The 24,521-nt window shown below is 70.6% G+C and carries 24 protein-coding genes and 3 pseudogenes; 14 read left to right on the top strand and 13 right to left on the bottom strand.

Annotated features, from left to right (window positions below):
* Nucleotides 1-64: 64 nt before the first annotated feature.
* Nucleotides 65-1,513: an MXAN_5187 C-terminal domain-containing protein gene (locus WME75_RS32520; RefSeq protein WP_437479099.1), complete on the top strand. Its 1,449-nt coding sequence runs from the start codon at nucleotides 65-67 to the stop codon at nucleotides 1,511-1,513.
* A gap of 66 nt (nucleotides 1,514-1,579) precedes the next feature.
* On the opposite strand, the gene WME75_RS32515 is transcribed toward WME75_RS32520, so the two are convergent.
* Entirely contained in the window at nucleotides 1,580-2,758 is a 1,179-nt protein-coding gene (locus WME75_RS32515; RefSeq protein WP_437479098.1) for a hypothetical protein, read from the bottom strand.
* 73 nt (nucleotides 2,759-2,831) lie between these two features.
* On the opposite strand from WME75_RS32515, the gene WME75_RS32510 reads away from it, so the two are divergent.
* From WME75_RS32510 to WME75_RS32495, 4 genes are all read left to right on the top strand, one after another.
* On the top strand, nucleotides 2,832-3,812 hold the full coding sequence (locus WME75_RS32510) for a hypothetical protein (RefSeq protein ID WP_437479097.1): 981 nt from the start codon (nucleotides 2,832-2,834) through the stop codon (nucleotides 3,810-3,812).
* Between the two features lie 142 nt (nucleotides 3,813-3,954).
* On the top strand, nucleotides 3,955-6,285 hold the full coding sequence (locus tag WME75_RS32505; RefSeq protein WP_437479096.1) for a transglycosylase SLT domain-containing protein: 2,331 nt from the start codon (nucleotides 3,955-3,957) through the stop codon (nucleotides 6,283-6,285).
* Between the two features lie 131 nt (nucleotides 6,286-6,416).
* Nucleotides 6,417-7,733, top strand: a complete 1,317-nt coding sequence (locus WME75_RS32500; RefSeq protein ID WP_437479095.1) for a hypothetical protein — start codon at nucleotides 6,417-6,419, stop codon at nucleotides 7,731-7,733.
* Nucleotides 7,734-7,873: 140 nt separating this feature from the next.
* A complete protein-coding gene (locus WME75_RS32495) occupies nucleotides 7,874-8,572 on the top strand; it encodes a DUF4230 domain-containing protein (RefSeq protein WP_437479094.1) in 699 nt (232 codons plus the stop codon).
* Between the two features lie 372 nt (nucleotides 8,573-8,944).
* Here the strand turns inward: WME75_RS32495 and WME75_RS32490 are convergent.
* From WME75_RS32490 to WME75_RS32480, 3 genes and pseudogenes are all read right to left on the bottom strand, one after another.
* Nucleotides 8,945-9,061, bottom strand: a pseudogene (locus WME75_RS32490) (SAM-dependent methyltransferase); the annotation flags it as partial.
* 108 nt (nucleotides 9,062-9,169) lie between these two features.
* The gene (locus tag WME75_RS32485; RefSeq protein ID WP_437479093.1) at nucleotides 9,170-9,367 is read right to left on the bottom strand and encodes a hypothetical protein; all 198 of its coding nucleotides are present in this window, start codon (nucleotides 9,365-9,367) and stop codon (nucleotides 9,170-9,172) included.
* Nucleotides 9,368-9,786: 419 nt separating this feature from the next.
* Complete coding sequence (locus tag WME75_RS32480) at nucleotides 9,787-10,341, bottom strand: dihydrofolate reductase family protein (RefSeq protein WP_437479092.1); 555 nt, start codon at nucleotides 10,339-10,341, stop codon at nucleotides 9,787-9,789.
* A 712-nt stretch (nucleotides 10,342-11,053) separates the two neighbouring features.
* Here WME75_RS32480 and WME75_RS32475 point away from each other — a divergent pair.
* Together WME75_RS32475 and WME75_RS32470 are read left to right on the top strand one after the other, a co-directional pair.
* Nucleotides 11,054-11,872, top strand: coding sequence for a hypothetical protein (locus tag WME75_RS32475; RefSeq protein WP_437479091.1), 819 nt, complete (start codon nucleotides 11,054-11,056; stop codon nucleotides 11,870-11,872).
* A 38-nt stretch (nucleotides 11,873-11,910) separates the two neighbouring features.
* Nucleotides 11,911-12,021, top strand: a pseudogene (locus WME75_RS32470) (DUF2306 domain-containing protein); the annotation flags it as partial.
* Here WME75_RS32470 and WME75_RS32465 read toward each other — a convergent pair.
* Nucleotides 12,007-12,228 (bottom strand): annotated as a pseudogene (locus WME75_RS32465) (xylose isomerase); the annotation flags it as partial. The pseudogenes WME75_RS32470 and WME75_RS32465 sit on opposite strands and share 15 nt — an antisense overlap.
* 181 nt (nucleotides 12,229-12,409) lie before the next feature.
* On the opposite strand from WME75_RS32465, the gene WME75_RS32460 reads away from it, so the two are divergent.
* The gene (locus tag WME75_RS32460; RefSeq protein ID WP_437479090.1) at nucleotides 12,410-13,117 is read left to right on the top strand and encodes a transposase zinc-binding domain-containing protein; all 708 of its coding nucleotides are present in this window, start codon (nucleotides 12,410-12,412) and stop codon (nucleotides 13,115-13,117) included.
* The gene (locus tag WME75_RS32455) at nucleotides 13,068-13,472 is read left to right on the top strand and encodes a transposase (protein ID WP_437479089.1); all 405 of its coding nucleotides are present in this window, start codon (nucleotides 13,068-13,070) and stop codon (nucleotides 13,470-13,472) included. The genes WME75_RS32460 and WME75_RS32455 overlap by 50 nt, the downstream gene beginning before the upstream one ends.
* Nucleotides 13,473-13,623: 151 nt before the next feature.
* Here WME75_RS32455 and WME75_RS32450 read toward each other — a convergent pair whose 3' ends face one another.
* Nucleotides 13,624-13,902 (bottom strand): hypothetical protein, encoded by a 279-nt coding sequence (locus tag WME75_RS32450; RefSeq protein WP_437479088.1) that lies wholly within the window; start codon nucleotides 13,900-13,902, stop codon nucleotides 13,624-13,626.
* A 659-nt stretch (nucleotides 13,903-14,561) separates the two neighbouring features.
* On the opposite strand from WME75_RS32450, the gene WME75_RS32445 reads away from it, so the two are divergent.
* From WME75_RS32445 to WME75_RS32430, 4 genes are all read left to right on the top strand, one after another.
* Complete coding sequence (locus tag WME75_RS32445) at nucleotides 14,562-15,224, top strand: hypothetical protein (RefSeq protein WP_437479087.1); 663 nt, start codon at nucleotides 14,562-14,564, stop codon at nucleotides 15,222-15,224.
* A 107-nt stretch (nucleotides 15,225-15,331) separates the two neighbouring features.
* On the top strand, nucleotides 15,332-15,820 hold the full coding sequence (locus WME75_RS32440; protein WP_437479086.1) for an RNA polymerase sigma factor: 489 nt from the start codon (nucleotides 15,332-15,334) through the stop codon (nucleotides 15,818-15,820).
* 58 nt (nucleotides 15,821-15,878) lie between these two features.
* Complete coding sequence (locus tag WME75_RS32435) at nucleotides 15,879-16,226, top strand: hypothetical protein (protein WP_437479085.1); 348 nt, start codon at nucleotides 15,879-15,881, stop codon at nucleotides 16,224-16,226.
* Between the two features lie 139 nt (nucleotides 16,227-16,365).
* Nucleotides 16,366-16,527, top strand: coding sequence for a hypothetical protein (locus tag WME75_RS32430; RefSeq protein WP_437479084.1), 162 nt, complete (start codon nucleotides 16,366-16,368; stop codon nucleotides 16,525-16,527).
* 196 nt (nucleotides 16,528-16,723) lie between these two features.
* Here WME75_RS32430 and WME75_RS32425 read toward each other — a convergent pair whose 3' ends face one another.
* The 3 genes from WME75_RS32425 to WME75_RS32415 form a co-directional block, all read right to left on the bottom strand.
* Entirely contained in the window at nucleotides 16,724-18,220 is a 1,497-nt protein-coding gene (locus WME75_RS32425; protein WP_437494972.1) for a glycosyl hydrolase family 28-related protein, read from the bottom strand.
* 889 nt (nucleotides 18,221-19,109) lie between these two features.
* Complete coding sequence (locus WME75_RS32420; RefSeq protein WP_437479083.1) at nucleotides 19,110-19,505, bottom strand: sensor histidine kinase; 396 nt, start codon at nucleotides 19,503-19,505, stop codon at nucleotides 19,110-19,112.
* Nucleotides 19,454-19,651, bottom strand: a complete 198-nt coding sequence (locus tag WME75_RS32415; RefSeq protein WP_437479082.1) for a hypothetical protein — start codon at nucleotides 19,649-19,651, stop codon at nucleotides 19,454-19,456. Before WME75_RS32415 ends, WME75_RS32420 begins: the two co-directional genes overlap by 52 nt.
* Before the next feature lie 76 nt (nucleotides 19,652-19,727).
* Between WME75_RS32415 and WME75_RS32410 the strand changes: the two genes are divergently transcribed.
* On the top strand, nucleotides 19,728-20,252 hold the full coding sequence (locus WME75_RS32410; protein ID WP_437479081.1) for a hypothetical protein: 525 nt from the start codon (nucleotides 19,728-19,730) through the stop codon (nucleotides 20,250-20,252).
* Here WME75_RS32410 and WME75_RS32405 read toward each other — a convergent pair.
* The 4 genes from WME75_RS32405 to WME75_RS32390 form a co-directional block, all read right to left on the bottom strand.
* Nucleotides 20,212-21,516, bottom strand: a complete 1,305-nt coding sequence (locus WME75_RS32405) for a peptidylglycine alpha-amidating monooxygenase (protein WP_437479080.1) — start codon at nucleotides 21,514-21,516, stop codon at nucleotides 20,212-20,214. The two genes, WME75_RS32410 and WME75_RS32405, sit on opposite strands and share 41 nt — an antisense overlap.
* 628 nt (nucleotides 21,517-22,144) lie before the next feature.
* Nucleotides 22,145-22,285, bottom strand: coding sequence for a hypothetical protein (locus WME75_RS32400; RefSeq protein ID WP_437479079.1), 141 nt, complete (start codon nucleotides 22,283-22,285; stop codon nucleotides 22,145-22,147).
* 127 nt (nucleotides 22,286-22,412) lie between these two features.
* On the bottom strand, nucleotides 22,413-23,168 hold the full coding sequence (locus tag WME75_RS32395; protein WP_437479078.1) for an SDR family NAD(P)-dependent oxidoreductase: 756 nt from the start codon (nucleotides 23,166-23,168) through the stop codon (nucleotides 22,413-22,415).
* The gene (locus WME75_RS32390; RefSeq protein ID WP_437479077.1) at nucleotides 23,156-23,767 is read right to left on the bottom strand and encodes a LamG-like jellyroll fold domain-containing protein; all 612 of its coding nucleotides are present in this window, start codon (nucleotides 23,765-23,767) and stop codon (nucleotides 23,156-23,158) included. Before WME75_RS32390 ends, WME75_RS32395 begins: the two co-directional genes overlap by 13 nt.
* Nucleotides 23,768-24,521: the final 754 nt, after the last annotated feature.

Genomic DNA, 24,521 nt, shown 5'->3' with positions numbered 1-24,521 from the left:
GTAGCAGCGCCGCAGCGGATGGTAGCGTGCCCTGGGCCCCGGAAAGAAGGAGTGGAGACGCAGGATGCGCGGAAAGATCATCGCAGTCTTCGCCGTGATTGTCCTCATGGTCGGAGGGCTCTCGTACGCCCTCACGCGCGCCTCCCTCGGGGAGATCGGGCGTCCGGGCGAGGCGTCGCGCGCGCTCGCGGCCGCCATGGCGCAGCTTCAGGTGGACGGCCTCGTGCTGGAGCGGTGGCTCGCCTCCCACGCGAGCGACCCGAAGCTGCGCGAGCCGTTCAACGCCGGCACCGCCCCGGCCCGCGCCGAGGCGGCCACGAGCGCCGCCAACGCCATCCGGGAGGCGGTCGCCGCCTCGCCCGAGCTGGCCAGGACCCCGCCCTCTCTCGTGGTCCTGGTGGACACGAAGGGCGTGGTGCTCGGGCGGAACGCCTCGGCGCTCATGCGCGGGGACAACCTCGGCGCCGTCTACCCGTCGCTGAAGCGCGCGATCGAGCAGGGCGTGACCGGCTCGGACGTGTGGGTGAGCCGGGCGCGCAACGAGCAGCTGCTCGCGTCGTACGCGCCGATCCGCAATGACGCCGGGCAGATCATCGGCGCCGTCGCGGTGGGCACCGCGCTGAACGACGAGCGGCTGACCAACGCGAGCGAGCGCACGAGCGGGCGGCTGCTCGTGGTCGCGATGCAGTCGGGCGACGGGCTCGACGTGGTGGCGAAGTCGCGCGACGCCCGGCCGCAGCTCGTCGCGGCGCTCACGGCGTCGCCGGCGAAGGACAGCGCCCTCCAGGCGCTGAGCTCCGGGCGGTCGATCGACATCAGCGGGCTCTCCGGCGAGTACAGCGCGGTCGGGCACGCGCTCGACGGGTACGGCGACGGGCGGCGGGCGGTGCTCCTCAGCATCGCGCAGCTCCAGACGCCGGGGCTCGCCAGCTCGCTGCTCTGGCCGCTGCTCGGCGTCACCGCGCTCGGGCTCGTGCTCGTCGTGATCGCCGCCTACTTCCTGGACGCGTACATCTCGCAGCCGGTCTCCGAGATCGAGGACGGCCTGCTCGCGATCATGAACGGCCGGACCGACCTCCGGTTCGAGATCGAGCACGCCGAGCTCGGCGGGCTCGTGTTCCGGCTGAACTCGCTCCTGAACCAGCTGCTCGGCGTGCAGGAGGACGAGACCGACGCCGAGGGGCGCCCGTCGCGCGCGCCCACGTCGGCGTCGTTCCGCGACGCCCTCGACGTCGACGAGCGGATGGCCGCGCTGTCCCCCGGCGAGATCCCGGCCGACGCCAAGGCGCTCCTCGAGGAGCCGGAGGACGCCTACTACGCGCGCATCTTCGCCGAGTACATCGCCGCGAAGAGGTCGCTCGGCGACCCGGTGGATCACATCACCCGCGACGCGTTCGTCGCCCGCCTCAAGTCGAGCGAGCTCGAGCTCGGGCAGAAGCACGGCAAGCCCATGCGCTACAAGATCGAGGTCCGCGGCAAGGAGATCGTGCTCCTCGCCGTGCCGCTCGCCTGACGCGCGCGGCGCCCGGACCCGGGGGCCAGGGGAGAGGCGGCGCGCGCAGCGCCGCCGCCGCGCGGCTCAGTGCAGCACGGCGTCCGGGCCCTCGTGCAGCTCGACGCGCCCCGACGAGGGCTCGCGGCGGAGGGCGATCACGTCGGAGAGCTCGCAGCCGAGCGCGATCGCGGGCGACGACGTCGTGACGATCCACTGCACGTTGGGCAGCGCCGCGCGCAGGCGCGCGGTGAGCGATCGCTGGCGGTGCACCGGCTGCTGCGCCTCGATGTCGTCGATCAGCACCACCCCCTCGGCGAGCCGCGGATCGCCGGTCGGGTGCGCGGAGGCGAGCGCGCGGAGCGCCAGCGCGCCGAACGCGATGGTGTGCCGCGCGCTCCGCCCGAGCTCGTCGAAATCGACGCGCTGGCCGTCCGCGCGCTCGAAGAGCGGCTCGAGCCGGAGCGGATCGACGCCCGCGTACGTCACGTCGTGGCCCTCGAGCAGCGCCTCGAGCACGTCCTTGAGCGCGCGCTCGAGCGCGCCGAGCCGCTCTCCTTGTGCGTCCGCTCGCGCGGGAGGCCGCGCCTCCGGCTGGCTCTTCGCGCGGTCGCGGGCGATCGCGGCCGCGACGGGGATGAACGAGAGGACCTGCTTCGTCTCGCGGGCGAGATCGGTGCGCGTCGCGTCGTCGAAGCTCGCCGCCGCGCGCACGTCGTAGCGGAGGACGCTGCGCTCGGGCGTCGTCAGCAGGATCGACGTGCGGGAGAACCAGCGCGCGCCCGAGAGCGCCACGAGGACAAAGCCCCCCTCCGCCGCGCGCCGCTCGAACAGCGCCTGCTCCCTCCGCCGCACGAGCGCCGCGTCCTCGGGCTCGTCGAGGCGCGCGTTCGGGCTCGCGACGCGCAGCGGGTGCGCGCGCGCCGGGTCGTCCGTGCCGAGCATCCAGTCGGTGACGACGAGCGGGGGCGAGCCGTCGTCTCCGCGCGATCTCAGCTGTGCGACCGCGTACCCGGGCCGCGTCGACGCGATCGCCGACAGGATCGAGGTCTTGCCCACGCCGTCTCCGCCGAAGAGGACCACGAGCCGGCGGGGCGCGCCGGCGGCGTCCTCGAAGGAGAGCGACAGGTCATCGAACGGGCCGACATGGGCGAGGCGGACGCGGGAGAGCAGCACCGCCCGCGAAGTTATCACCGCCTCGCGCGCGGGGTCGCGCGGGGTGGGGTGGGGTGGGGTGACGACGGCAGCGCCCGCCTGCGCCATCATCCATCCCGCCATCCCGCGCGCGGGGCGCGCCCGCGCATCCGGTGGCGCGCGGCGGCGCGGCAGCCTAGAGTCGTTGTCCGGGGTCGTCACCGTGCTGCGCAAGCTGCCTCCGCCGGATTTCCGCTACGTGGGGCTCCATCCGGGGCCCGGCTCGCCCGGCGCGCTCGCCGCGGCGGGGACCGCGGGGCTCGCGGGGGCCTCCGCGGCGATGTGGAGCGCCGGGAGCCAGGCGCTCTCGCTGGGGCTCATGGCGATGGGGAGCGCGCTCGGCGTGCTCGCGCTGGCCCGCGCCGAGCAGCGCCTCCGGGTCCAGCGCGGCGCGCGCGAGGTGGCGATGGCCGTCGTGCCCTGGGGGATCCTCGTCGACCCGGACACCGAGCCGCGGGTGCTGCGGTGGCCCGCCGTGAAGCGGGTGAGCGTCGACGTCTCGCACACGATGCGCGGCGGGACGCCGGCCGTCGTGTCGAGCCTCGTGACGGTGCACACCGCGCGCGACGTGCTGGCCGGCCGCGCCGCGGGCGCGGTGGATCTCGATCGGCTCCTCGCCAACCTCGAGGGCTATGCGCAGGAGGCGGCGCGGCCCGTCGCCGGCGACATCGACGGGCTGACGGTGCTCGGCGACGGCGTGACCGAGCCGATCGCCGCGGCGCTGCTGCAGGCGGCGGACGGCGTCTGCGCGACGAGCCGCGGCGCCGCGCAGCTCGTGCTCCCGGGGGGCGGCTACCGCACGGCGGCGGCGCGCGCGGCGGCGCCCGAGACGATCGCGGTGCTGCGCTCGGCGCTGTCGTGGAGCTACGACTGCCCCGCCGATCCGCGGCCGCTGGCGGCGATCCTCGCGGGGGTGCTCGGGGCCACGGAGCTCGTGCCCGAGCTCCTGCGGCTCGCGAGCTCGCCGCACCCGGTGGTCGCCGCGTTCGGCAAGGCCGCGGCGCTCCGCCTCGGTGCGCCGCCGAACCGCGCCGGCTCGCTCGACGAGGTCGAGGCCTTCCTGTTCGAGGAGGACGTCGAGATCGGAAAGCGGTGGATCGCGTCGGGCCCGACACTTTGTTTGTGACCTCGGGCCGAAGCTTGCTAGCTAGAGGGGTCGGCAGCGCGAGCGCTGCGGTGCGAGCGGCCTGCGCGCGGAGGCCGTCGTCCCGCGGGGCCCGGTCCTCGAGGCGCGCTGCCGGTGGGGCGTCCACCGCGCCGGGTCGGCTATGAAACGGGCTCCGTCGCCATCGAAGCCGTCGCGGGAGGCGCGCCGCCGGCTGGCCGCCGCGTGTCTCCTCGGCACCTCGCTCGTCGCGTGCGCCGAGCACCATGCGTCCGGGCCGCCGCCTTCGCAGAGCACCGCGCGCGCCGCGCCCTCGGCCGCGCCGCCTGCCGCGGCCGCCGTCGCGCCGCTCGCGCCGCTCACCCCGCTCATGCCCGACGGCGCGTGGGTCGAGGCGGTGCGGCTCGAGCGCTGGGCCGAGGCGGCGGAGCGGCTCGACGCGCTGCCGATGGCGCAGCGGGCGCTGCCCGCGATGAAGTACGCGCGGGCGCGCGTCGCGTTCGAGCGCGGGAATCACGGCAAGACGGTGGAGCTGCTCCACGGCCTGGAGCAGGAGCTGCCGCTGCTCGCCCGCGAGGTGGCGCGCTACCGCGCGGAGGCGGCGTTCGAGGTGGGGCCGTTCCTCGCGGCGGCGGCGCACTTCGAGGCCTCGAGCGCCGCGCCCGGCCTCGCGCGCGCGGCGATCGCCTACATGAAGGGCGGCGATCTCCAGCAGGCCCGCGCGCTCGCCGATCGGGCCGTGACGGCGGCGCAGCGCGCGCGGAGGTCGCGCGACGAGGCGGCGGCGCGGCTCTCGCGGGCGCGCGTCCAGCTCGGCGTGCGCGACGCCGCCGAGCGGCCTCAGGACGAGGGCGGCGCGAAGGCGGCGGCGGCGGCGCTCGCGCTCGCGCTCGCCGACCTCCGGTGGATCGTGAAGAACGCTCCGTCGTCGCCCGACGGGCGCGAGGCCGCGGCGCTCCTCGCCGCGATGCCGGGGCAGCTCTCGCAGGAGGACCGGCTCCAGAAGGTCGACGCCATGGTCGCCGGGGGCAGCGCGGCCGAGGCGATCGCCGAGCTCGACAAGCTCTCGGGCGTGCCGGCGTCGGAGCTCCGCCACCGCAGGGCCACGGCGCTGTACCAGGCGCGCGACTACGCGGGCGCGGCCGAGGCGTTCCTCAAGGTCGCGGCCTCGCCCTCGGCGCGCCAGGCGGAGCAGCTGCACCTCGCGGCGCGCTCGCTCTCGCGGCTCCACCGCGAGGCCGAGGCGATCGAGCGGCACCTCGCGGTCGCGCGCAGGTTCCGGAAGACCCGCTGGGGCGAGCTCTCGAGCCTGCTGTCCGCGCGCCTCCTCATGCAGGTCGGCCGTTACGCGGAGGCGGTCGCGCAGTACGGCCGGTTCATCGCCGCCTACCCGCGGAGCGAGCGTCGCGGCGACGCCGTCTACGAGCGCGCGCTCGCGACGCTCTCGACGAGCGGCGCCGCGCGGGCGCGCCAGCCGCTGGAGCAGCTCGCGCGCGGCGCGCGCGCGGTCGACGCGGCGAGGCTGCGCGAGCTCGCGGGGCTGGCGGCGCTGCGCGGCGGCGATCGCGCCGGCGCGGTGCGGCTCTGGACGCAGGTGATGAAGGAGCAGCCGCTCTCGTGGGGCGCGCTGCTCGCGCGCTCGCGCCTCGCGGCCGTGGGCGCGCCCATGCCGCCGCTGCTCGTCCCGGGGTCGCTCCCGGACGCGCCGCCTGCGGAGGTGAAGCTGCCGCCGGCCGCGGCGCTGCTCGCGTCGATGGGGCTCGACCGCGACGCGGAGAGCTACCTCGCCGACAACGAGCGCGAGGTGACGGCGGCCTATGCGGGGCAGGAGAGCGAGGCGCTCTGCAGGATGTACGGCATGCTCTCGCCCGCGAAGCGTCGCTACCGGGTGGGCACGCAGGCGGTCTCCGCCGCGGCGCTCCAGCGCGCGCCTTCGGGGGCCGATCGCTGGACGTGGGAGTGCGTCTATCCGGAGCCGTACGTCGGCGAGGTGCGCGCGCTCGAGGCGCAGCACGGGCTGCCGAAGGGCCTCGTTCACGCGCTGATGCGCCAGGAGAGCGCGTTCGATCCCGTCGTGGTGAGCCCTGCGAGCGCGGTCGGGCTGATGCAGCTCATGCCGGCGACGGCGCGGAAGGCGGCGGGCGAGCTCTCGCTCGGCTTCGAGCTCGGGCAGCTCAAGAGCGCGCCGATCAACCTGCGCCTCGGCGGCTTCTACATCGGCAAGCTGCTCCGGACGTTCGAGGGCAGCCTGCCGCTCGCGACGGCGGGGTACAACGCCGGCCCGAAGGCCGTGTCGCACTGGCTCGAGGGGAGCATCGACCGGGACACCGACGTGTGGGTGGCGCGGATCCCGTATGACGAGACGCGCGGCTACGTGGGCCGTGTCCTCTCGAACCTGGCGCGATATCAGTGGCTGGACGGCGGGGATGCGGCCGTGGGGATGCTCCCGCTCACGCTCCCTGCGGACGCGCGCGCTCCGGCGGACGCGTACTGAGGGCGGCCGCCGCCGCGGCGGCGCACGGGTGCTTCTTGCGTTGGCTTGCGTTGGAATCGCGCTGTGCGCTTGAACTTGCGGGCGGGGGAGCTCACCGTGATGGGGTGGCAGGGACCGCTGGAAGGGACGGCGTGTTCAAGCGTTGCGGGGTGCTCATCCAGCCCTACGCGGACGCGCGCTTCGTCGGCCGGATGCTCATGTCGGCGCTCGCCTGGCTGCTTGTCGTCTTCTCGGTCGCCTCGCTCGTCGAGCCCATCGCCGGCCCGCTGGCGACGGTGCTCCTGACGCCGTTCGTGCTGCTCGGCTTGCTGCTCGCGCTGCTCTGCGTCGCGTGCATGCTGTACACGCCGATCGCCTGGCTCTGGGCGGCGGTGGGCTCGTCCGGCGCGTCGGTCGTCCGGGTGAGCAACGCGCTGTGGATCGAGCGTCCTGGCGATCGGAGGTCGTTCTCGCTCCTCTCGCTCACGCGCGCGGGGCTCTCGAGCTCCGGTGGCGAGGTCACCTTGAGGACCGACGACGGCGATGTCATCCGCGTGCGCGTCGACGACCCGGTCGACGCGGAGCGGCTGGTCGGCGCGATCGCCGCCGGGCGGGCGCGGGGCACGTGGAGCGCTCGGCTGTATGACGACGTGTCGCCGCTGCTCCGGCGCCGTCTGTTCGTCGGGGTCGCGACGCTCGTGTCCCTGATCTGCTGGGCGGTGCTCGATTTCGACCTGGCGCTCTCGCTCGGCGTGATCACGGGCGGCTCGGCGTGGGCGCTCGCGGCGCTGCTCAGGGAGGGCTCTGCGCGCCGCGTGCTCGTGGCGGGCAGCGACGGGCTCTCGCTCCGGGACGAGGCCGGCGAGCGTTTTGTCTCGTTCGGTTGCATCGAGCGGGTCGACGAGACCGCGCTCGGGGTCGAGCTCTTGCTCACGGGGGGTGAGGAGCTCCCGCTCACCCTCGTGTCGCCGCAGCTGCTGCGCGACCCCAGCGAGACGGGGCTCAGCATGGTGCTCGCCGAGCGGCGCCGCGAGCACCTGCTCGCGTTGCTGCGCGAGCGGAGCGGGTGCGGCGCGCGCGAGGTGGGGCGCGCCGGCGCGCTCCTCGAGCGCCGCGGCCTGCCTGCGCCGGCCTGGCGGGCGGCGCTGCACCGCCTCCTGAGCGAGGCCGGCGCCGATTACCGGACGGCGAAGCTCACGCGGGAGCAGGCGTTCGCGGTGCTCGAGGACGGCGGCGCGCCGGCCGAGCTCCGCATCGGCGCCGCGCTCGCGCTCTCGTCGTCGCGCGACGTCCAGACGGCGGAGCGGCTGCGGATCGCGGCCGAGGGCTGCGCGAACCGCGACGTGCGGCTCGCCATCGAGCAGGCGGCCGAGGGCGAGATCGACGACGGGATGCTCGAGCAGGCGCTCTCATCCTCGGCCGCGCGGCCGGTGATGTCCGCGCCGCGGTGCGTGACGCGGGCGGCGTGAGGCCGGCAGGTCGATTCTTCTCGCCTTCCGGCCTTCGTGTTCTCAGAACTCTGTCCCGAGGACGCGCGGCTCCTCGGGTCTGTGTCCAGCCGAGCTGCCGTGGGCGCGTGCGCGCCTGTGGTCCTCCGAGGTAGCCCCCGATGGAAGGCCCGCTCCAGGATCCTTACGCTTCGGTCGCCGTTCACGCGCCCCGCCCCCCCGCGCAGGCCGGCCGCGCCGCGCGGATCGCGCTGCTCGTCGTCGCGTCGCTCGCGTCGATCGGGTTCGGCGCGCTCGTCGTGGCGCCGCGCCTCCGCGCGCCCGCGCCGGAGAGCGGCGTGGTCGTGCGGCCGTCTCCTGCGATCCTCGTCGCGATCCGCGACCTGTCGCGGCTCGAGACCACGGAGGTGCACGTCGAGAAGGTCGTGGATCTGGCCGACCGCCAGAGCCGCCTGTTCGGCCTTGTGCAGGCCAGCGACGCCCTCCTGCTCGTCGCGGTGGGTCACGTCACGATCGGCGTCGATCTCGCGCGGCTCGGCGAGGACGACATCGCGATGGATCCGGAGACCGGCGTCGCGCGGATGACGCTGCCGGCGCCGGAGGTCTTCTCGACGCGGCTCGACGAGGACGGGACGTACGTCTACACGCGGTCGACGAGCTTGCTCGCGCGGCGCAACGAGCAGCTCGAGTCGCGGGCCCGGAAGGAGGCGACGGAGGCGATCGAGAAGGCCGCGCTCGAGGGGGACGTGATGGTGCGCGCGAGGGCGCAGGCCGAGCGGCAGCTCACGGCGCTCGCGACCCAGCTCGGGGCGAAGCGGGTGGACATCCGCTGGCGCGAGGTGGGCGTCGGGGGGGACTGACGGGGCTGACGGGGACTGACGCCGCGGCGGGTGCGACCCATCTTTTCTTGGAGGCACGTCCACCGGGAGATGGGTGCGACCCATCTTTTGTTGGAGGCACGTCCACCGGGAGACGGGTGCGACCCATCTTTTCTTGGAGGCACGTCCACCGGGAGATGGGTGCGACCCATCTTTTTTTGGAGGCACGTCCACCGGGAGATGGGTGCGACCCATCTTTTCTTGGAGGCACGTCCACCGGGAGATGGGTGCGACCCATCTTTTGTTGGAGGCACGTCCACCGGGAGATGGGTGCGACCCATCTTTTGTTGGAGGCACGTCCACCGGGAGATGGGTGCGACCCATCTTTTCTTGGAGGCACGTCCACCGGGAGATGGGTGCGACCCATCTTTTTTTGACCCACTCGGGCGCGCCGTCAAGGCCCTCGACGGACCGGCGAAGCTGGCTGTAGGCCTCGAAGAATCCGGGATCGTCGTAGATGTTCCGGGTCACGGCGCATGCCTCCGTGAACCATGCAGATAGCCGGCCCGAGCTTCGCCGCCGCCGGTTTTCGGGGGCGTCAGGCAGGTGGTTCGGGGTCGCGCTTCGGGATGGACCAGCTCAACGCAGCCCTCTCTCCCGTTCCCAGCGCTCCTGCGCCGTGATCGCGTCCTCTGCGGCACGGACACCCGAGACGAAGAGCTCCGCGTCCGCAGGGTCGTCCAGGTTCACGCCTAACCCGAGCAGCACGGCGCGGTGGCGCCGCGGGACGGTGCGGAGGATCTCGGCCGCGGAGCGGGGATAGCGGGCGGAAGGCACTCCGCGAGCCTACCAGACGTTGCGGGCAAACTGCGCGGTCACGCGACTGGGTCGAGCCTGGCTCAAGCTGACGAGAGCGCGTCCAGGCGAACGGTGTGAGCGCGCCACCGCGCGGCTGGGTAGCCGCGTGGTCGCTGTACGGGCGTGAGCGGTAGGCATCCGGGTGACAGGCGTCGCGCTACATGGTGCCAGAGCAGAATGGTGCCAGAGCAGGCAGCACGGCCGCGGCGTCGAGATGGACGCCGGCGAGCTCGGGACCCTCGATGTCCGTCTGGCTGATCGCGGAGCGGCCGCGTCGATATCCACTCGGGTCAGGAACGGCTCCGAGAATCTTGATTTTACGGAACGCGTTTGCTTGTCCTATCCGCAGCTCGATCCTCGCCAAGGCGCAGCGACGAGGACCGCCCGGCCTGATCGGGTCATCCCTCTTTGCGGCGGTAATGCAGCGCGACCTGGCCGGACTTCATGCGGCTCGTCGAGACGAGCTCGAGGCGCCGCGAGGGCTCCAGGCCCTGAAACAAGGTTGGCCCGTGGCCGGCGAGGACGGGGTGGACGACGAGACGGTACTCATCGATCAGCCCCAGCCGTTCGAGCGCCGTCGAGAGCGTGGGACTGCCCACTAGCACGCCTTGCGGGGTCTTCTCCTTCAGCTGCGTTACGGCCTCACGCAAATCCCCCTCGACGCGGAAGGTGTTGTTCCACGGGAAGTCGCGGCGCGAGGCCGAGACCACATACTTCGGCTTGGCCTCCAGCTTGCGCGCCCACTCCCGCATCGCGCGTGGCGCGTTCTCGTCGCGCGCCACCGCCGGCCAGGCGCTCTCCATGAGCTCGTACGTGACGCGCCCCCACAGCATCGCCCCGGCTGCGTCCATCAGCTGCGTGAAGTAGTCGTGCAGCTCGTCGTCCGCGATCCCCTCGCGATGGTCGCAGCACCCGTCCAGCGTCACGTTGAGTCCGAAGGTCAAGAGGCCCATGGCGCCGATGTACCACGGCGGAGCGGGCGGCGGCAGACTTCCGGTCGCTGGCGCTCAAGCGACGCGACTCGGCAGCGGGATGTGGGATCGCGACATCCCGCACGACATCCCGCAAGGAAAGCCGAGCAACGGCGGGGGCTTTCGGCGACTGCGGGATGTTGCGGGATATTTTCTCCTCCCCTTACGGGCGCGCACGCACGCACGCGCGCTCAGTAGGGTACAGCTATACGGTAGGATGCCTTTCGCTTGGTGCTACGTCGCGGTAATCCCAGGCGTTTCAGGCGTGGAAGACCTGCCCCATCGCATAAGGCCCGTTCTGTCGATGAGCTCGTATAGTCGGACTGCACGAGTCAGGAACGGCTCCGAGAATCTTGCCTTTGCGGAACGCGTTTGCTTGTCCTATCCGCCTCCCGGGCTGGTGATCCTGGGGCCGTACGACGGCAGGTGACGCTGCGCCGTCGCGCGCCCAGGCTCGCGCGGCTCGATGCCGCCGCTTGTTCGGGACGCGCGACGGGGGCATTCCGGCGCGGACGGAGGTAATCGAGGTCGTTGCAGGTCGCCGTCGCCTCGAGCGCCGTTGCGGGCTTGACGCTTCCGAGAGGTTTCGATTTCCTCCTCTCTCATGAATGGTGTGAATTCAGCTCCCGGAACTGCCGGCGAAGGCGCAAGAATCCGACGGTCGGCTCGATCGTGGCTCGACCGGCTGACGTCGATGGCCGCGGTGTCGTTGCTCGTCGCGTGCGGTTCGGGCGATGGGAACAGCGCCAGCGCGGGCGACACGGTCACGGGGGGCTCGGGCGGCGCAACGAGCGGGGCCTCTCACGGTCCGTCGGGAGGTCTGGGCGGAGGCGGCGACGGCGGCGGGGCGGGGGAGGGCGGCTCGGGCGGAGACTCGGACCCTGGCGCGACGTCGGGCGCTTCTGCCGGGGGCGCAGGGGGGGCCGGAGAGGGCGGCGCTGGAGATTGCGAGAGCGGCCCGGAGGCGCTCGAGGGCAGCGTCCATCAAGGCGATCTGCTCATCGCGTCGGACGCGGACGCCCTCGCGGCGCGCGCTTACTCCACGATCAACGGCACGATTTCGGTCAGCCCCGACTTCGCCGGAACGCTCGACTTGCCCAGCTTGCTCGACGTGGGCGGTATCCGGGCCGAGGGCAGTGCCTCGAGCGGGGAGCTGGTCACGGCGCAGATCAAGGCGATCCGCATGCCGAACCTGGTGCGTGTTCGCGGTACGTTGTGGATCTATCTGGCGTTCGAGCTGCTGGAAGCCGACTTTCGCAAGATCGAGGCCGTCGACGAGCGGCTCTGGATCCATCGAAACACGGAGCTCGCGGCGCTGCGGCTCGATGCCTTGCGCAGCGTAGGCGAGGACGTACAGATCACCGACAACTTCAAGCTCCAGGCATGCGCCCTCGAGATGATCGAAGCCAACCTGCGCGCGGCCGGCACCACCACCAGCATGAACATCTCCGGAGGCGTCCAGGAGACCGGCTGTGAATGCAGGCTCGTCTGCGGACAGGGGCTCTGCCTGTAACTCTTCGCTGCGCCACTTCCCGTCGTGCTGCACATTTTATCGGCCTGGGCGAGGGGACTCAGGTGCTGACCCACATGCCGTGGGTGCTGCTCTTCGGCGCGCCGGGCGAGGGCGACAGAGCGCTCCTGATGGGCGCCGGCTGGGTGATCAAGGATGAGCATCACCTCGACCGTCTCGTTGATGTTGTAGGGGAGCTGATCGGTGTCCCACGCGTTCTGGTAGTCGCCGCGGTTGGCGTCGATGCTGCCGAGCATGCCGTTGTCCGCGGCCACCTGCATCTCGTGGTCCATGGTGTGGCCGGCGAGCGTCGCGTGGTTCGTCTCGAGGTTGAGCTTGAAGTCCTTGTCCAGGCCGTGCCAGTAGGGCACAGCTATACGGTAGGATGCCTTTCGCTTGGTGCTACGTCGCGGTAATCCCAGGCATTTCAGGCGTGGAAGACCTGCCTGATCGCACAAGGCCCGTTCTGTCAATGAGCTCGTACAGTCGGACTGCACGAGTCAGGAACGGCTCCGAGAATCTTGCCTTTGCGGAACGCGTTTGCTTGTCCTATCCGCTGCGCGGTGCGGCGACGAGATGCTCGTGGCCTATTCGTGCAAGTGCCGCGGCGCGTGCCCGAGCTGCTCGGCGCGGCGAATGTGCGGGAGCGCGGCGCACTTGGTCGACCACGTGCTGCCCGACGTGCCGCTCCGGCAGTGGGTGCTCACGGCGCCCTATGAAGTGCGTCGGGTGCTCGCGCTGCGGCCTGACGCGCTCACCGCGCAGAACCGCTTCTTCGTCGAGGAGATCGCGCGGTGGCAGAAGCAACGCGCGGCGGCGTTCGGGGTGCAGGGCGGGGAGACCGGGGCGGTCACGTTCGTCCAGCGGTTCGATTCCATGCTCCGGTGTTTCGTGCACCTGCACGTCGTGGCGGTCGACGGCGTCTTCACGAAGGCGGACGACGGCGCGCTCGTCTTTCACGAAGGGCGGGCGCCGTCGCACGAGGAGATCGCGCACGTAGCGGCGCGCGTCGAGAAGCGGATGGTGCGGTGGCTCCGGCGAAGGAAGCTCATCGACGAGCGACCCGCCGAGGAGCGCTCGAACGAGCCACGCGAGGTCGAGCCGCTCGAAGCGTGCATGCAGATGGGGCTCTTCGACGGTGTGTTCCTGCGACTCGGCGACGGCGGCGCGCAGCTCGGGAGCGACGACGACGAGCCGCATGCGCCACGAGGCAAGGTGCCGTGGCGGAGGTCGGTGGCTTCAACGTGAATGCGGGTATCACGGTGCGCGCCGACGATGCGAGGGACGCGAGCGACTCTGCCGCTACGGTGCGCGTCCGCCGTTCAGTTTGGAGCGACTGTCGCTCCTGCCGGACGGCCGTGTGGCGTATCGGTTGAGAAGGCCGAGGCGCAACGGGGCGACGCACCTGGTGATGACGGCCCGTTTGCTTCGCCGCGTGTACCTCGAAGATGTCCTCGCCTGCCCTTGTGGCGGTCGGCGTCGGGTGATCGCGGACCTTCACGATCCCGAGGTGGTGACCGCTATCTTGGTCCACCTGGGGCTGCCGACCGAGGGGCCGGCCGTGGCCCGAGCGCGCGACCCAACGGGGTGCGAGGCAGCGTGACGCGAGCGCGAGGAAGGGGGCGAAGGGGACGTGTGCCCGCCGGAGGCCACACGCCGCCAGCGCTGCGCCTGGAGCGGGCAAGCTGCCGCGGTCCGTGCATCGGCGGCGGAGCGCCGACGGGGGGCTCCGCAGCAGATCGCCCTTGGATGTCCTAGCCGCTCGCCGAGTCCTCACCCCGTCGTGGGCGCGAGCGTCGCCCGGCGCAGCGGGCGCGGCACCGCGAGCTCCGCCGGGGGGCGCTCTGGGGGCGCTGCCCTGCCCAGGTCGAGACGCACCTCGAGCGCGGCGGCGCCATCCTGCCCAGGTCGAGCGGCACCGCGAGCCGCATCGCGAGCTCGAGCACGAGGGCGGCGAGGGATGACCCTCCCTGCCCCGGCGGCGGGGCGCTCGCCGTCATCCGGACGTCGCCCGTGTGCACGAGGACCGGCACGACGGCGGCACCTCCCTGCCCCCGGCGGCGGGCAGCGAGGCGGACGGGGCGAGCGGCACCGCGAGCGCTCCGGTGCTCCGCCGGGGAGCGCGGCGGCGAGGAGGCGAGCTACGCCTCGAGAGCGAGCGGCGCTTACGGACGCGCCCGATTTCGTCTCGCGAAATCGACACCCACCGGCCGGAAGCCCTGGTAGCCTTCCGCGCTCGGCCGGCTGCCCGCCGGCGGCGCCGTCACGGCGAGGCCTCGCTCGAGCGCGACTTCCCGCTTGACGCTGCGCCGGTCCCTCGCGCGGGCGCGCGTGCCACAGGCGGATCCATCGGGCCAAGAAAGCGGACGACATCCACGGGCCGGCCCTGGTAGCCTCGCGGCCATGCTCGCCATAGAACCGCCTGATCCCCACATCGTCTCCCATTGGTTCGCGCAGTTCCTGGCCGTGTTCGGCTTCGGGCTGGGCCTCGTGCGCCGCACCGTGAGGCGCACGCGCTCCTGATCCACCTCTCCTCCGGCCGGTGATCCGGCAGCCGCCCGAATCGCTCTCCCCTCGCCGTCGCCGCTGATCAGCGCCGGGTTTTTGGACGCCGTGGGCAGCCAAGTAGCCTCGCCCGCATGTTGCTTCACATGTCCGGCCGGGTGCCTGCGGCGGGGCGGGAGCGCGGGCCATGAACCTCGTGCTCCTGGCCTACGCGGCGACCGCAGCGGCGGCCGCGCTCGCGTGGGCCATCGCCCGTCGGAAGCCTGATCACCGGCCCATCGCCTGGCTCCTCACCCTCTACCTGTTCGTGAACCTTGGCCGGCGCGCCCTGCGGGAGCTCGTCATCGCGCCCGCGCGCGACGCGATGCGGGCGCAGGGCCTTGAACCCGCGGCCATTCCCTTCACGGGTTGGGAGCGCGTAGCGGTCGATGTCGACGGCGCGCTGTTCATCGCCTGGCCCGCCGGCGTCGCCGCGCTCGCGATCTGGATCTTCGCCAAGCGCAGGCCATTGGGTGTCTTGCTGGCCTACGCGGCCGCCCTGGCCTTCATGGTGGCGACCTACCCACGCGGCGCAGACCTGCAGCGCTTCTACCTGGCCGTCGAGCTCGCGGCGATGTGCGCGTCGCTCGGCTGTCTCCTCATCTGGTTCCGGTCGCGTGAGCCGCTGTCGCTCCGCGCGCTTGCGGCCGGCATCATCGTCTCTGTTGAGCTCGCGATGGTCACGGGTGGACCCTACCGCGGCAACATCTTCCTGACCTGGCAGAGAGCCCAACAAATCCTCATCGTGATGTTCATGGCCCTTATCGCGGTACACGTGGCGAGCATATGGCGATCTCGGGATTCGACGTAGCGCTGTGTCATCTTGTCCTCTTTGCGCTCGCGGCCATCTACCGATCGGGGCGGGACTTTGCCGCAAGGCGCATCACCCCCGCCGAGCTCGTCGGACAAGCGCGCCTCGTGCGAGGCCTCATCGCCCGCGCCCTTCGAGGGAAGGCGACGAGGGAGGACGTCAAAGACCTCGCGCAAGACGTGCTCCTCGCAGCGTGGGAAGCCTCGGAGCAGGATCGCTACTGCCCCGATCCGGACGTGCAGCCGTCGCGCGCGCTGGCGTGCTGGCTCCGGAGGCTGGCCTATCACCATGTCAGCCATCACCTCGAGTCTGCTCGGGTGCGGCGCGAGGAGGTCGTTGCAGATCCGCCGGTGGCCGCGCACTCGCGGCCGGACGTCGAGCAAGCCGTCGAGCGCCAGGAGATGCGCGTCGCCCTGCTCGAGGCGCTGCGCCAGCTGCCCGAGCACGAGAGCGCGGTGATCATGGCCCACGACCTCTACGAAATGTCGATGGATGAAGCGGCGGAGCAGCAAGACGCGCCCCGCAGCACGGCCTACAAGTGGCGTGCTCGCGGGATCGATGCGCTGACACGGGCGCTCCGCCCGCGGCGAGGGTGAGCGGCGGCGGCACCGCCATGCCCTGCCCAGGCGAGGGCGACCGGCAGGGCGGCACCTCGTGCCCGAGATCGGGGAGGGCGACGCCGGCCAGATCGGCGAGCGCGTGCTCGACAGCGACACCGGGGGCGCGGGCGGCGGCACCTCCCTGCCCCACGGCGAGCTCGTGTTCGACGTCCTGCCCTGCGATGCCCATGGGGCGACCGGCGGCACCGGCGACCGGCACCGGCGGCGAGGGCGTGCGCGCTCAAGATCGGCGACCGGCGACCCCCACCGGGGGCGAGCGCTGGCCAGGGCGGGCGGCGACGGGGCGAGCCCCGGCGAGGGCGACGCCAACGAGGGCGACCCCTGCCAGGGCGGCCGCGTGCCCCACCGCGAGCTCGTGCTCGCGCTCGCCGGCGAGCTGTAGCTCGTGCCGCGCGACCCGGGGGCGACATCGGCGACGGCGACGCCGGGCGAGATCGGTGGCACCGGCGGCGCTGCCCTGCCCAAGGCGGGTGTACCGGCTCACGTCTTCACGGCTTGTCGTCCGGATACACTGGCACGACGTGCTGCAGGGCCGCTGGGCGGCGGCGATGCTGCTGAAGAACGCGCGCAACGACGCGCTGGCGCGGCGCGAGTACGAGGACCTGCTGGAGCTGTCGGTGCGGCTCGGGGATCCGCTGCTGGAGAAGGACGCGCGCGCGTGGCTCGACCGCACGGAGCGGTGAGGGGCGGCGGGGCGGGCGGGTGGGGGCCGAGTGACGCTGCGTGTGCTCGGACGTTTCCAGGAGAGCGTCCGGGGTGACACGACGTGTGCCAGGACGTTGGGGCTGCCCGCCCGCGTCGAGCGCTCGCAGCAGGAGCCCGGGGCGTCAGACCTCCCGCCGGGGCTTGATGACGCGCAGAACCCGTGGACTGCTCGACTCAATCATAAGGACAATCCCCTATCTCTGGCTCGGACGTGGTGGTCGCGATCACGCCCGACACGACGTTGCCCACCGGGTAGAAGAGCGTATCCTCCGGGCCCGCCCTCCAGCACATCTGTTGGACGGACTTGCCCTGCACCTCGCCCTCCTCGGTACAAACCGCGACCTCGCCGCCGAGGACGGTGACGTCGCTGGCCTCGATCCTGATACCCGCGTTGTTGGTACCCGACCCGAACTTGAGATGGTTGTCGAAGACGAGCGGGTCCTCCAGGAGTACGTCGCCGATCCGGAACGTGCTGGCGGGCAGCGACCCCTTCGCGGTCAGGTACATGCCGTAAGATCCGTTGCCCCAGGCCCAGACGTCCTTCATCTCGACGTCCGTGCCCGCCTGGATGTTCACGCCATAGTACTGGTTGTAAGCGGACTTGACCCTATAGAACCGGATCCCCGTCGGGACGTAGCCCGGCGTGGCGCTCGCCAGCACGACGCCGGAGCCGGCGTTGTGGTGAAAGTAGGTGTTCTCGATCCGGATGTCTGCGGGCACCGCGACTGGGGCGTTGAGCGGCGCCTGAGTGAAGATTTGTACTCCGTGCCCACCATTGGCCCATGATCCACTGGCAGGATGAATCTGGTTGTGGTGGATCTCGCAGTTCCTCACGGTCACGTTGGCGGCGATGATCTTGAGCGCGGTGGCTCCGACCGGACCGTTGATGTTCTTGAGCTCGCAGTTCTCCACTTCGATCGACGGCGTGCCATGCAGGGCGGCGTCCGACGCCAGGTAGATGCCGCCCTTCGGTACGCCGTCCACGATGACATTGCGGATCGCGCCCCCGGATCCCACGGCGAACGTGATGCCATCCAGGTTGGACGGCTTGCAGGAAGGCAGCTCTTCCACGAGGGGCTCGTATCGCATGATGACGTTCTCCACCAGGCAGTCCGAGCATTTGTTGACGTGAATGCCGCTGTTGGCCCTCGACCGTGGACCGTCCGTGAGCGCGACCTGGAAATTGCGAATCCAGACCTCGTTGAGGACCTCGGGGATGGTGTCGTCCGCCCTGAGGGCCGTGTCGACCTGGATTACCCCGGGAAATTGCTCCGGATTGCAGGGGACCGCCACCAGGGTCGCGGTGTCGGGATCGCCAGAGACGGCGTCCGCGGACAGCTCCGGTCCCGTGAGGGTCAGATCGTCGTAATGAGGTCTGATCGGAGTGCGCACCACGTATCGCCCGGCAGGGAAATAGACGGTGCGCCTCAGGGTCGAGAGCGACGCTGCGCATTCGATGGCCGTCGCGATGCCCGGGCTGTCGTCGACGGTGCAGCTATCGTCGACGTCGGGGTCGGCAGAGAACGGCCATTCCGCCGGCCTCTCCAGGTAGGGCAGGACATTCACTACACCATTCAAATAGTCGACGGACCCCGGCTTACAGCAGTCCTCCTCATCATCGTCATCCTCATCATCCTCATCATAACCACAGCCGTTGTGCCTTTCATGCACCTCCAAGGTCCCCGGGCACTTCTGGGTCGTGGTGACAGGCGAAGTGCAACACTTCTGTTCGCATGTGGAGGGCGCCTCGTTGGGCTCCGCGCAGGGAGAGCACGTGACCGTGGGGCAGAAAGGTCCCTCGCACGTCGGCGATATCGGAGGAACACCAGTACATCCAACTCCAGTGAAAGAATCTCCTTCGAACGGCCCTTCTTCTTCGTCGTGGTGGCTGCACATTGCCTCGTACGTGGTGCTTTCCACCGTGGGAGGGTCGTAGCCCCAGGGGGCCGGAGGCGGGTCCGCCCCGGCTGGGGCGGAGGCGAGCGCGAGCAAGGCTCCGGCGCAGATCGTTGCAAGCCGCTGCGTCAAGCGCATAGGTCCTTTGGTTCCTTGATGAGGGTCGTACGGTTATCGTCAACATCACGGCAGGGAGCACCGACGAGCCGGTGCACGGCGACCGTGCGCCGCGACCATGCCGCGGTGCATGGGCGGATGGCCCTGGCATGAGCAGGCGGCACCCCAGGCCGTGGCGCGCGCTTCGCGGCGCGCAGACCATCCAAGGTCGGCTTATTTCTGTCCTCTGGCATCGCCCGGAGGGCTCGTCTGGCAACGATGATGCCATCCGACGCGGCCTGGCATCGCGGCGGTGCCCGGCGCATGAGCGTAAAGCCCGCGAGGCAAGGGCCGCCGCGAACCCAGCCTGAGAGCACGGTTCCAGCGCGGCAGCGCGCTGCCGATGTCTCATGTCACGTGACATGTCACGCTGCCGATGTCTCATGTCACGTGACATGTCACGGTAGGCGCTGCCGGTCTTTCTGCTGAACCGGGGCGACTTCCCGCAGCAGCGCTGGCGCGTCCTCGCGCCGCCTGCGGAGCGGCCGGGTCGCAGCCTCCCGGAAGGTCACGCGCTGGCGCTGGAGCCGACGTCGGCCGCGCGCGCCGCCTCGGCGCTCGCCTTGGGCAGCTCGAACCAGAAGACGCTCCCCTCGCCGACGACGGTGCGGAGCCCCACGCGGCCGCCGTGCGCCTCGGTCAGGCGCTTGACGGTCGCGAGGCCCAGGCCCAGACCCGGCACTCGAGCGCCTTGCGCTCGGACGTGAGGCTCGAACACCAGCTGCTCGACGGCTGGCGCGATGCCAGGCCCCGTGTCCTCCACCTCGATCCGCACAGCATCTCTGTCGTCGAGCACCCGGACGACGACGCGACAGGTCGCCGCGTCGCCGAGGTACTTGAGCGCGTTGCGGATCAGGTTGGCGAGGATGCTGTCAGCACGCCGGGGCTCGCGGCCACCGCGCACGGGGCGAAGGGGTCGACGCGGAGCTCCGCGCCGAGCTCCACCGCGACAGGGACGAGCTCGACCATGAGGTCGTCGATCACGGGGCGCACCTCGGCGCGCGCGCCCGGCTCCGGCCTCGCGCCCGCGCGAGCGAACCCCAGGAGCATGACGCCTGTCTCTTTCTTGGCCCGCGTTGCAGGGCTGATTCCTCCGCCGAGATTTTCGCTGCTGAGGCTCAGCGGCGTGCTCGGGCCGAACGCGCCGTGGCGCGCCGCCGTCGTGGTGTACGGCCGCGGAGGCGTTGCGGCGGCGAAGGCAGCCCACGACGCCCCGAAGCGGAAGAGGCGCAAGGGCAAGGAGAAGGAGGACGGCAACGCGGCGGCGAGCCTCGTCGATGGGGGCGCGAGGCGTGACGAGGTGCCCGAGGAGGGCGACGTGCCGCGCTGGAGCCCAGGCAGGACCCGCCTCGGCAGCGGCGTGGTGCAGGTCGTCGGCGCGCGGTTCGACTGGGCCCGTTTGCTTCGCCGCGTGTACCTCGAAGATGTCCTCGCCTGCCCTTGTGGCGGTCGGCGTCGGGTGATCGCGGACCTTCACGATCCCGAGGTGGTGACCGCTATCTTGGTCCACCTGGGGCTGCCGACCGAGGGGCCGGCCGTGGCCCGAGCGCTCTCACCGAACGGCGCGCGCCTCCGCTCGGGCACAGGCCGCGCGTCTTGCACGAGCTGGTCTATTTTGTCGTCACACAGGACGCGTCGTCCGTCGGAGTAGTCAACTCTATCTCTTGAGACGGATAGTACATCACGAAATTATAACACATCTCATCCTCCGTCCGCTCCCCGAATTCCACGGCCCTGTTGCCCGGGTTGTCCCACGCGCAACGCGTCCTCACGGTGTCGCCGCCTCGAAGGATAGTATCGTTGTCGTACCAGATCTGGTTGTCGAAGTCCCACGGATCGGCGAGCCCCAGGTTGCTCGGCTCGCTGCCGTCCGTGGGCACCGTGTTGCTCGACAGGTGCTTGCCGAGATCGTGCATGTGCGGCATAACACCGATGACCGAAATCGCCCCCATATCCCGCGGGAACTGGTAATCGCAGCTCACGTCGAGCGAGCCGTGAGGCGGGATGTCGATGTCTTCTGTGCCGAACGAGAAGATGCCGGCGTCGTTGGGGCGGAGCTCCGTCGTCGTGCAGACGTTGAAGCCGGTGCTGTCTTGCTGCCCGTCGAGGCCCTTGATGTTGCTGTAGTGCACCTGGACTACGAAGTGTGCCGTGCCTTCCAGCGGGAAGCCCGCCTCTAGCGGCAGCTCCGTGGCCTCGCCGCCGGGCGCCCAGACGGACAAAAGAGCCCCCTGGATGTCGCCCCCCTCACAGGGCGTGGGCGTCGAGGGAGACGCCTCATCCGCCTTGAAGAGCAGGATATGGTGTACAATGGTGCTGTTGTCGATCTGGGGTGCGATCCCGACGAGGTGTCGTTTCTGGCCGATCTCTACATCGACCCCATAACACATATACTGGTCCTGGACGTCCTTCGGCATGACGTAAGGCGCGGACGGCGCTAGCAGGATATCCGGTGTGCAGCTCAGGGTCGGAGGGTCGATGGTTCCGCCGCCGCCCGGGTCGACGCACGTGTCTTTACCGGCCGGCATGCCGGCGGCGATCCATTGATCGAAGATCGCGAGCTCCGCGGCGGTCAGGCGCTCGTTTGGGGGCGGAGGCATGGGGCGCGCGGTGTCGCGGGCGCGTGCGGCGACGAGCTCGTAGACCTTCTTGTTGGGATCGCTCACCGCGGGCGCGAGCAGATCGCTCCGGTCGACCAGCGGGAACGCCGCGCCGAACATCGGGGACGCCCCGTGACAGGTCTGGCACTTCGTGGAGAGGATCTTGTCGACGTCGCACGGCAGCGCTTCCGCGTTGCCGTTCTCCGGACCGGAGCCGGATGAGCCGCTGCTGCCCTTCTCGGCGTCGCTGCACGCGACGACCACGAGAGCGGACAGGAAGGGCAGCGCCGAGAACAAATAACGACTACGATTCATGCGAGCTCCTCGGGGAAAAGTGCGACCTGAATCGGCGTTCGAGGGTATCGAGCGCTGATCTGCAGCTTTTTGAAAGGGCGGTCGAAGACCGAGATTCCGAAAAACGCCGTCGAGTCGGGTGGAAGAAGAACGCGCGCCGCGAGCTCCCGAGAACAGCGGGAGACCTGGCGCGTGAGAGCACCGGCGACCCAGGTCTACGGACGGGCCGGCGACCTGGCGTCGGTGCTACTTCGCTGAGTGCCCGCCCGCTCTGAGATCGTTCAACGGTGCGCTCACGCGGAAGGTATCGAGGCGCTCGCGTGCCAGGAGGCGCGGTGCCGTCTGGTCAAAGCTCGGCTGCGGACCAGGGTCGCGCGCGGGGATCCATCTACGGGGCGCGTCCGAGCCCGCTGCTGAGGCGCAGCGGCGTGCTCGGGCCGAACGCGCCGTGGCGCGCCGCCAGTAGGGTACAGCTATACGGTAGGATGCCTTCCGCTTGGTGCTACGTCGCGGTAATCCCAGGCGTTTCAGGCGTGGAAGGCCTGCCTGGTCGCATAAGGCCCGTTCTGTCGATGAGCTCGTACAGTCGGACTGCACGAGTCAGGAACGGCTCCGAGAATCTTGACTTTGCGGAGCGCGTTTGCTTGTCCTATCCGCCCGACGCGGTGGTGGAGTGGCCGCGGTACTCCGCCGCGCGCACCAGCTGGTACTGGATGGGCTGGTGCGACAGCGCCTGAGCCTCCGACTGCACGGGCGCCCAGGCCTCCGACGGCTCGGCGTCCGTCGCCATTTCGGTGGCGCAGCCGCACGCGAGAATGACCTATGCGAGGCTCGCGCCGGCGATCTGCCTCGTGGTTGCGAACATGGTACCTCCTCGAGTTGGTTGCCCCGGCCGGGGCATCGGTCATGGGAATGGCTCAGGCGCAGGTGTAGCCGCCGTCGACGAGCAGCTCGGTGCCGGTGATGTACGAGGCGCCGTCGGAGAGCAGGAAGACCACCGGCCTGGCGAGCTCCTCCGGCCGGGCATAGCGCTTCATGGGCGTGGCCGCCGCGAATCCCTGGAGCATCTGCTTGCCCTGCTCGGCGTGCGGATCCCAGATCTCCGTCTCCACCGGCCCGGGGCACACCGCGTTCACCCGGATCCCCTCCGCCGCGTGGTCCAGCGCCGCCGCCTTGGTCAGGCCGATGATGCCGAATTTCGTGGTCACGTAGACGCCGAACCCGGGCGCCCCGACCTTGCCGCCGATCGAGGAGCAGTTCACGATGCTCCCGCCCTGCCGCTTCAGCTCCGGGATCTGGTACTTCATGGACAGGAAGATGGAGCGCAGGTTCAGGTCCAGGACCTTCTGGTAGCTCTCGGAGGAGATGGCATCCAGCGTCCCCAGGGCGTCCAGCGCCCCGGCGTTGTTGAACGCGCCGTCCAGCCTCCCGTGCTCGCGCACCGTCCGGGCCACGAGGTTCTCGATGTCCTTCTCCTGCGTGACGTCGGTCCGCACGAATGTCGCCGTGCCGCCCTGATCGCGGATCCGGGCCACGAGCGCCGCGCCGACCTCCTCCCGGCGCGCGGCCAGCACGACGGACGCCCCCTCCCTGGCCGCCTCAATGGCCGTCGCCGCCCCGATGCCCGAGGTGGCGCCCGTGATGATGATCACCTTGTTCTTCAACAATGCCATGATGACATCCTTCCGATGTGGCCCGGTATGCCCGCAGCTCCAGCGGGAGGGCTGGCTATCCCCGGGTGAGGGAGCGGCGGCGCGAGGCGCCGCCGCTGATCAGGGTTGGGTGACGGACAAATCGTCGAAGTACGCGGCGAGCCCGTGGTGGAGAGCTCCAGGTTCCCGTCGACGTAGAGCTCGAGGCTGGTCCCCTCGACGAGCGCCTCGAAGGTGTGCCACGTCCCCGGGGTCAGGGTGAGCGACTTGCTCACCGAGGACACCACCACGTCGTTGTCGCGCACCGCGATCTCCAGCTCGCCCGTGCTCTTGTACATGAAGGTGTAGCGGTCCAGCGTGTGGATGTTGTAGCGGGCGTTGAGCCCCACGCTGCCCGCGCCGGACCAGCTCGGAATCTTGATCCGGGCCTCGACGCTCGAGTCCTTCCAGTTGACCGCCTGGGGGAAGAGCTTGGCGTTCGAGTTGCTGTACGAATACGTGAGCACCTTGTTGGCGCCGTCGGTCGCCACGGTGAAGCCGGCGTACGACTGGTCCCAGCCGTTCAGGTTGCCGTCCTCGAAGTTGTCGCTGAAGGTCACGAACGGCTCGGCCTCGAACACGACGTCGCGGAAGTAGTTGCTGCTCTGGTACGTCTGGGTGGGCCGGGCGCCGGCCGAGGTGCTGTAGACGCCGCTGCCGACGAAGGTGACCAGGTTGCGGTTGTTGATGGCGAATTGAAGCCGCCGTTCGTGGCAGCGTACCAGCGTTCGCTGCTGTTCGACACCGAGACGGTGTAGGTCATGTTGGCCTGAACCCGGAGCGGCGTGGGGAGCGTGAGCGGATAGGACAAGCAAACGCGCTCCGCAAAGTCAAGATTCTCGGAGCCGTTCCTGACTCGTGCAGTCCGACTGTACGAGCTCATCGACAGAACGGGCCTTATGCGACCAGGCAGCTGCGATGACACGTGCGACAACCAATCCGCCGTGTTCGGTATCGACGACGCGCTCGGGCGCTGGGTCGGACCTCACATGTCACGGTGCGAGCGTGACATGTCACGGTGCGAGCGTGACATGTCACGGTGCGGGCGTGACATCCCACACCCGGCGGACAGCGCCTCGGCCGGTGCTAACGCCAGAACCGGGCTGAGCGACCGCTTGCGAGCCTTGGCGCGAGGATTGCCACGCGATGGCCCCGGCGCCTCGTCACCACCGGCGAGGAGCCTCGTAGGACGCTCGCGGGCAGCGACAGCGCGATCGGCAGGACGCCGCAGCGCGGACGTGCAGCGTCGAGCGGCCTGCGGATCCAGCTCTCGCGGCGGTCGCGTTCTTGGGTGTCAAACAAGGTAATTTAACGATCTATGTTGAACCACGTTCC

Origin of the sequence: Sorangium sp. So ce1014 (assembly GCF_051521505.1) — a bacterium.
In the GTDB taxonomy this organism is placed as follows: domain Bacteria; phylum Myxococcota_A; class Polyangia; order Polyangiales; family Polyangiaceae; genus Sorangium.
This window is presented reverse-complemented; position numbering and strand designations above follow the sequence as displayed.

What these genes read in the sequence shown, in the direction of transcription:
- WME75_RS32505 (WP_437479096.1), top strand. Translation starts at nt 3,955, where the DNA reads ATGAAACGGGCTCCGTCGCCATCGAAGCCGTCGCGGGAGGCGCGCCGC.
- WME75_RS32480 (WP_437479092.1), bottom strand. Translation starts at nt 10,341, where the DNA reads ATGGGCCTCTTGACCTTCGGACTCAACGTGACGCTGGACGGGTGCTGC.
- WME75_RS32495 (WP_437479094.1), top strand. Translation starts at nt 7,874, where the DNA reads ATGGAAGGCCCGCTCCAGGATCCTTACGCTTCGGTCGCCGTTCACGCG.
- WME75_RS32445 (WP_437479087.1), top strand. Translation starts at nt 14,562, where the DNA reads ATGAACCTCGTGCTCCTGGCCTACGCGGCGACCGCAGCGGCGGCCGCG.
- WME75_RS32405 (WP_437479080.1), bottom strand. Translation starts at nt 21,516, where the DNA reads ATGAATCGTAGTCGTTATTTGTTCTCGGCGCTGCCCTTCCTGTCCGCT.
- WME75_RS32515 (WP_437479098.1), bottom strand. Translation starts at nt 2,758, where the DNA reads ATGATGGCGCAGGCGGGCGCTGCCGTCGTCACCCCACCCCACCCCACC.
- WME75_RS32415 (WP_437479082.1), bottom strand. Translation starts at nt 19,651, where the DNA reads ATGCTCCTGGGGTTCGCTCGCGCGGGCGCGAGGCCGGAGCCGGGCGCG.
- WME75_RS32520 (WP_437479099.1), top strand. Translation starts at nt 65, where the DNA reads ATGCGCGGAAAGATCATCGCAGTCTTCGCCGTGATTGTCCTCATGGTC.
- WME75_RS32455 (WP_437479089.1), top strand. Translation starts at nt 13,068, where the DNA reads ATGCGCCACGAGGCAAGGTGCCGTGGCGGAGGTCGGTGGCTTCAACGT.
- WME75_RS32395 (WP_437479078.1), bottom strand. Translation starts at nt 23,168, where the DNA reads ATGGCATTGTTGAAGAACAAGGTGATCATCATCACGGGCGCCACCTCG.
- WME75_RS32475 (WP_437479091.1), top strand. Translation starts at nt 11,054, where the DNA reads ATGGCCGCGGTGTCGTTGCTCGTCGCGTGCGGTTCGGGCGATGGGAAC.
- WME75_RS32400 (WP_437479079.1), bottom strand. Translation starts at nt 22,285, where the DNA reads ATGGCGACGGACGCCGAGCCGTCGGAGGCCTGGGCGCCCGTGCAGTCG.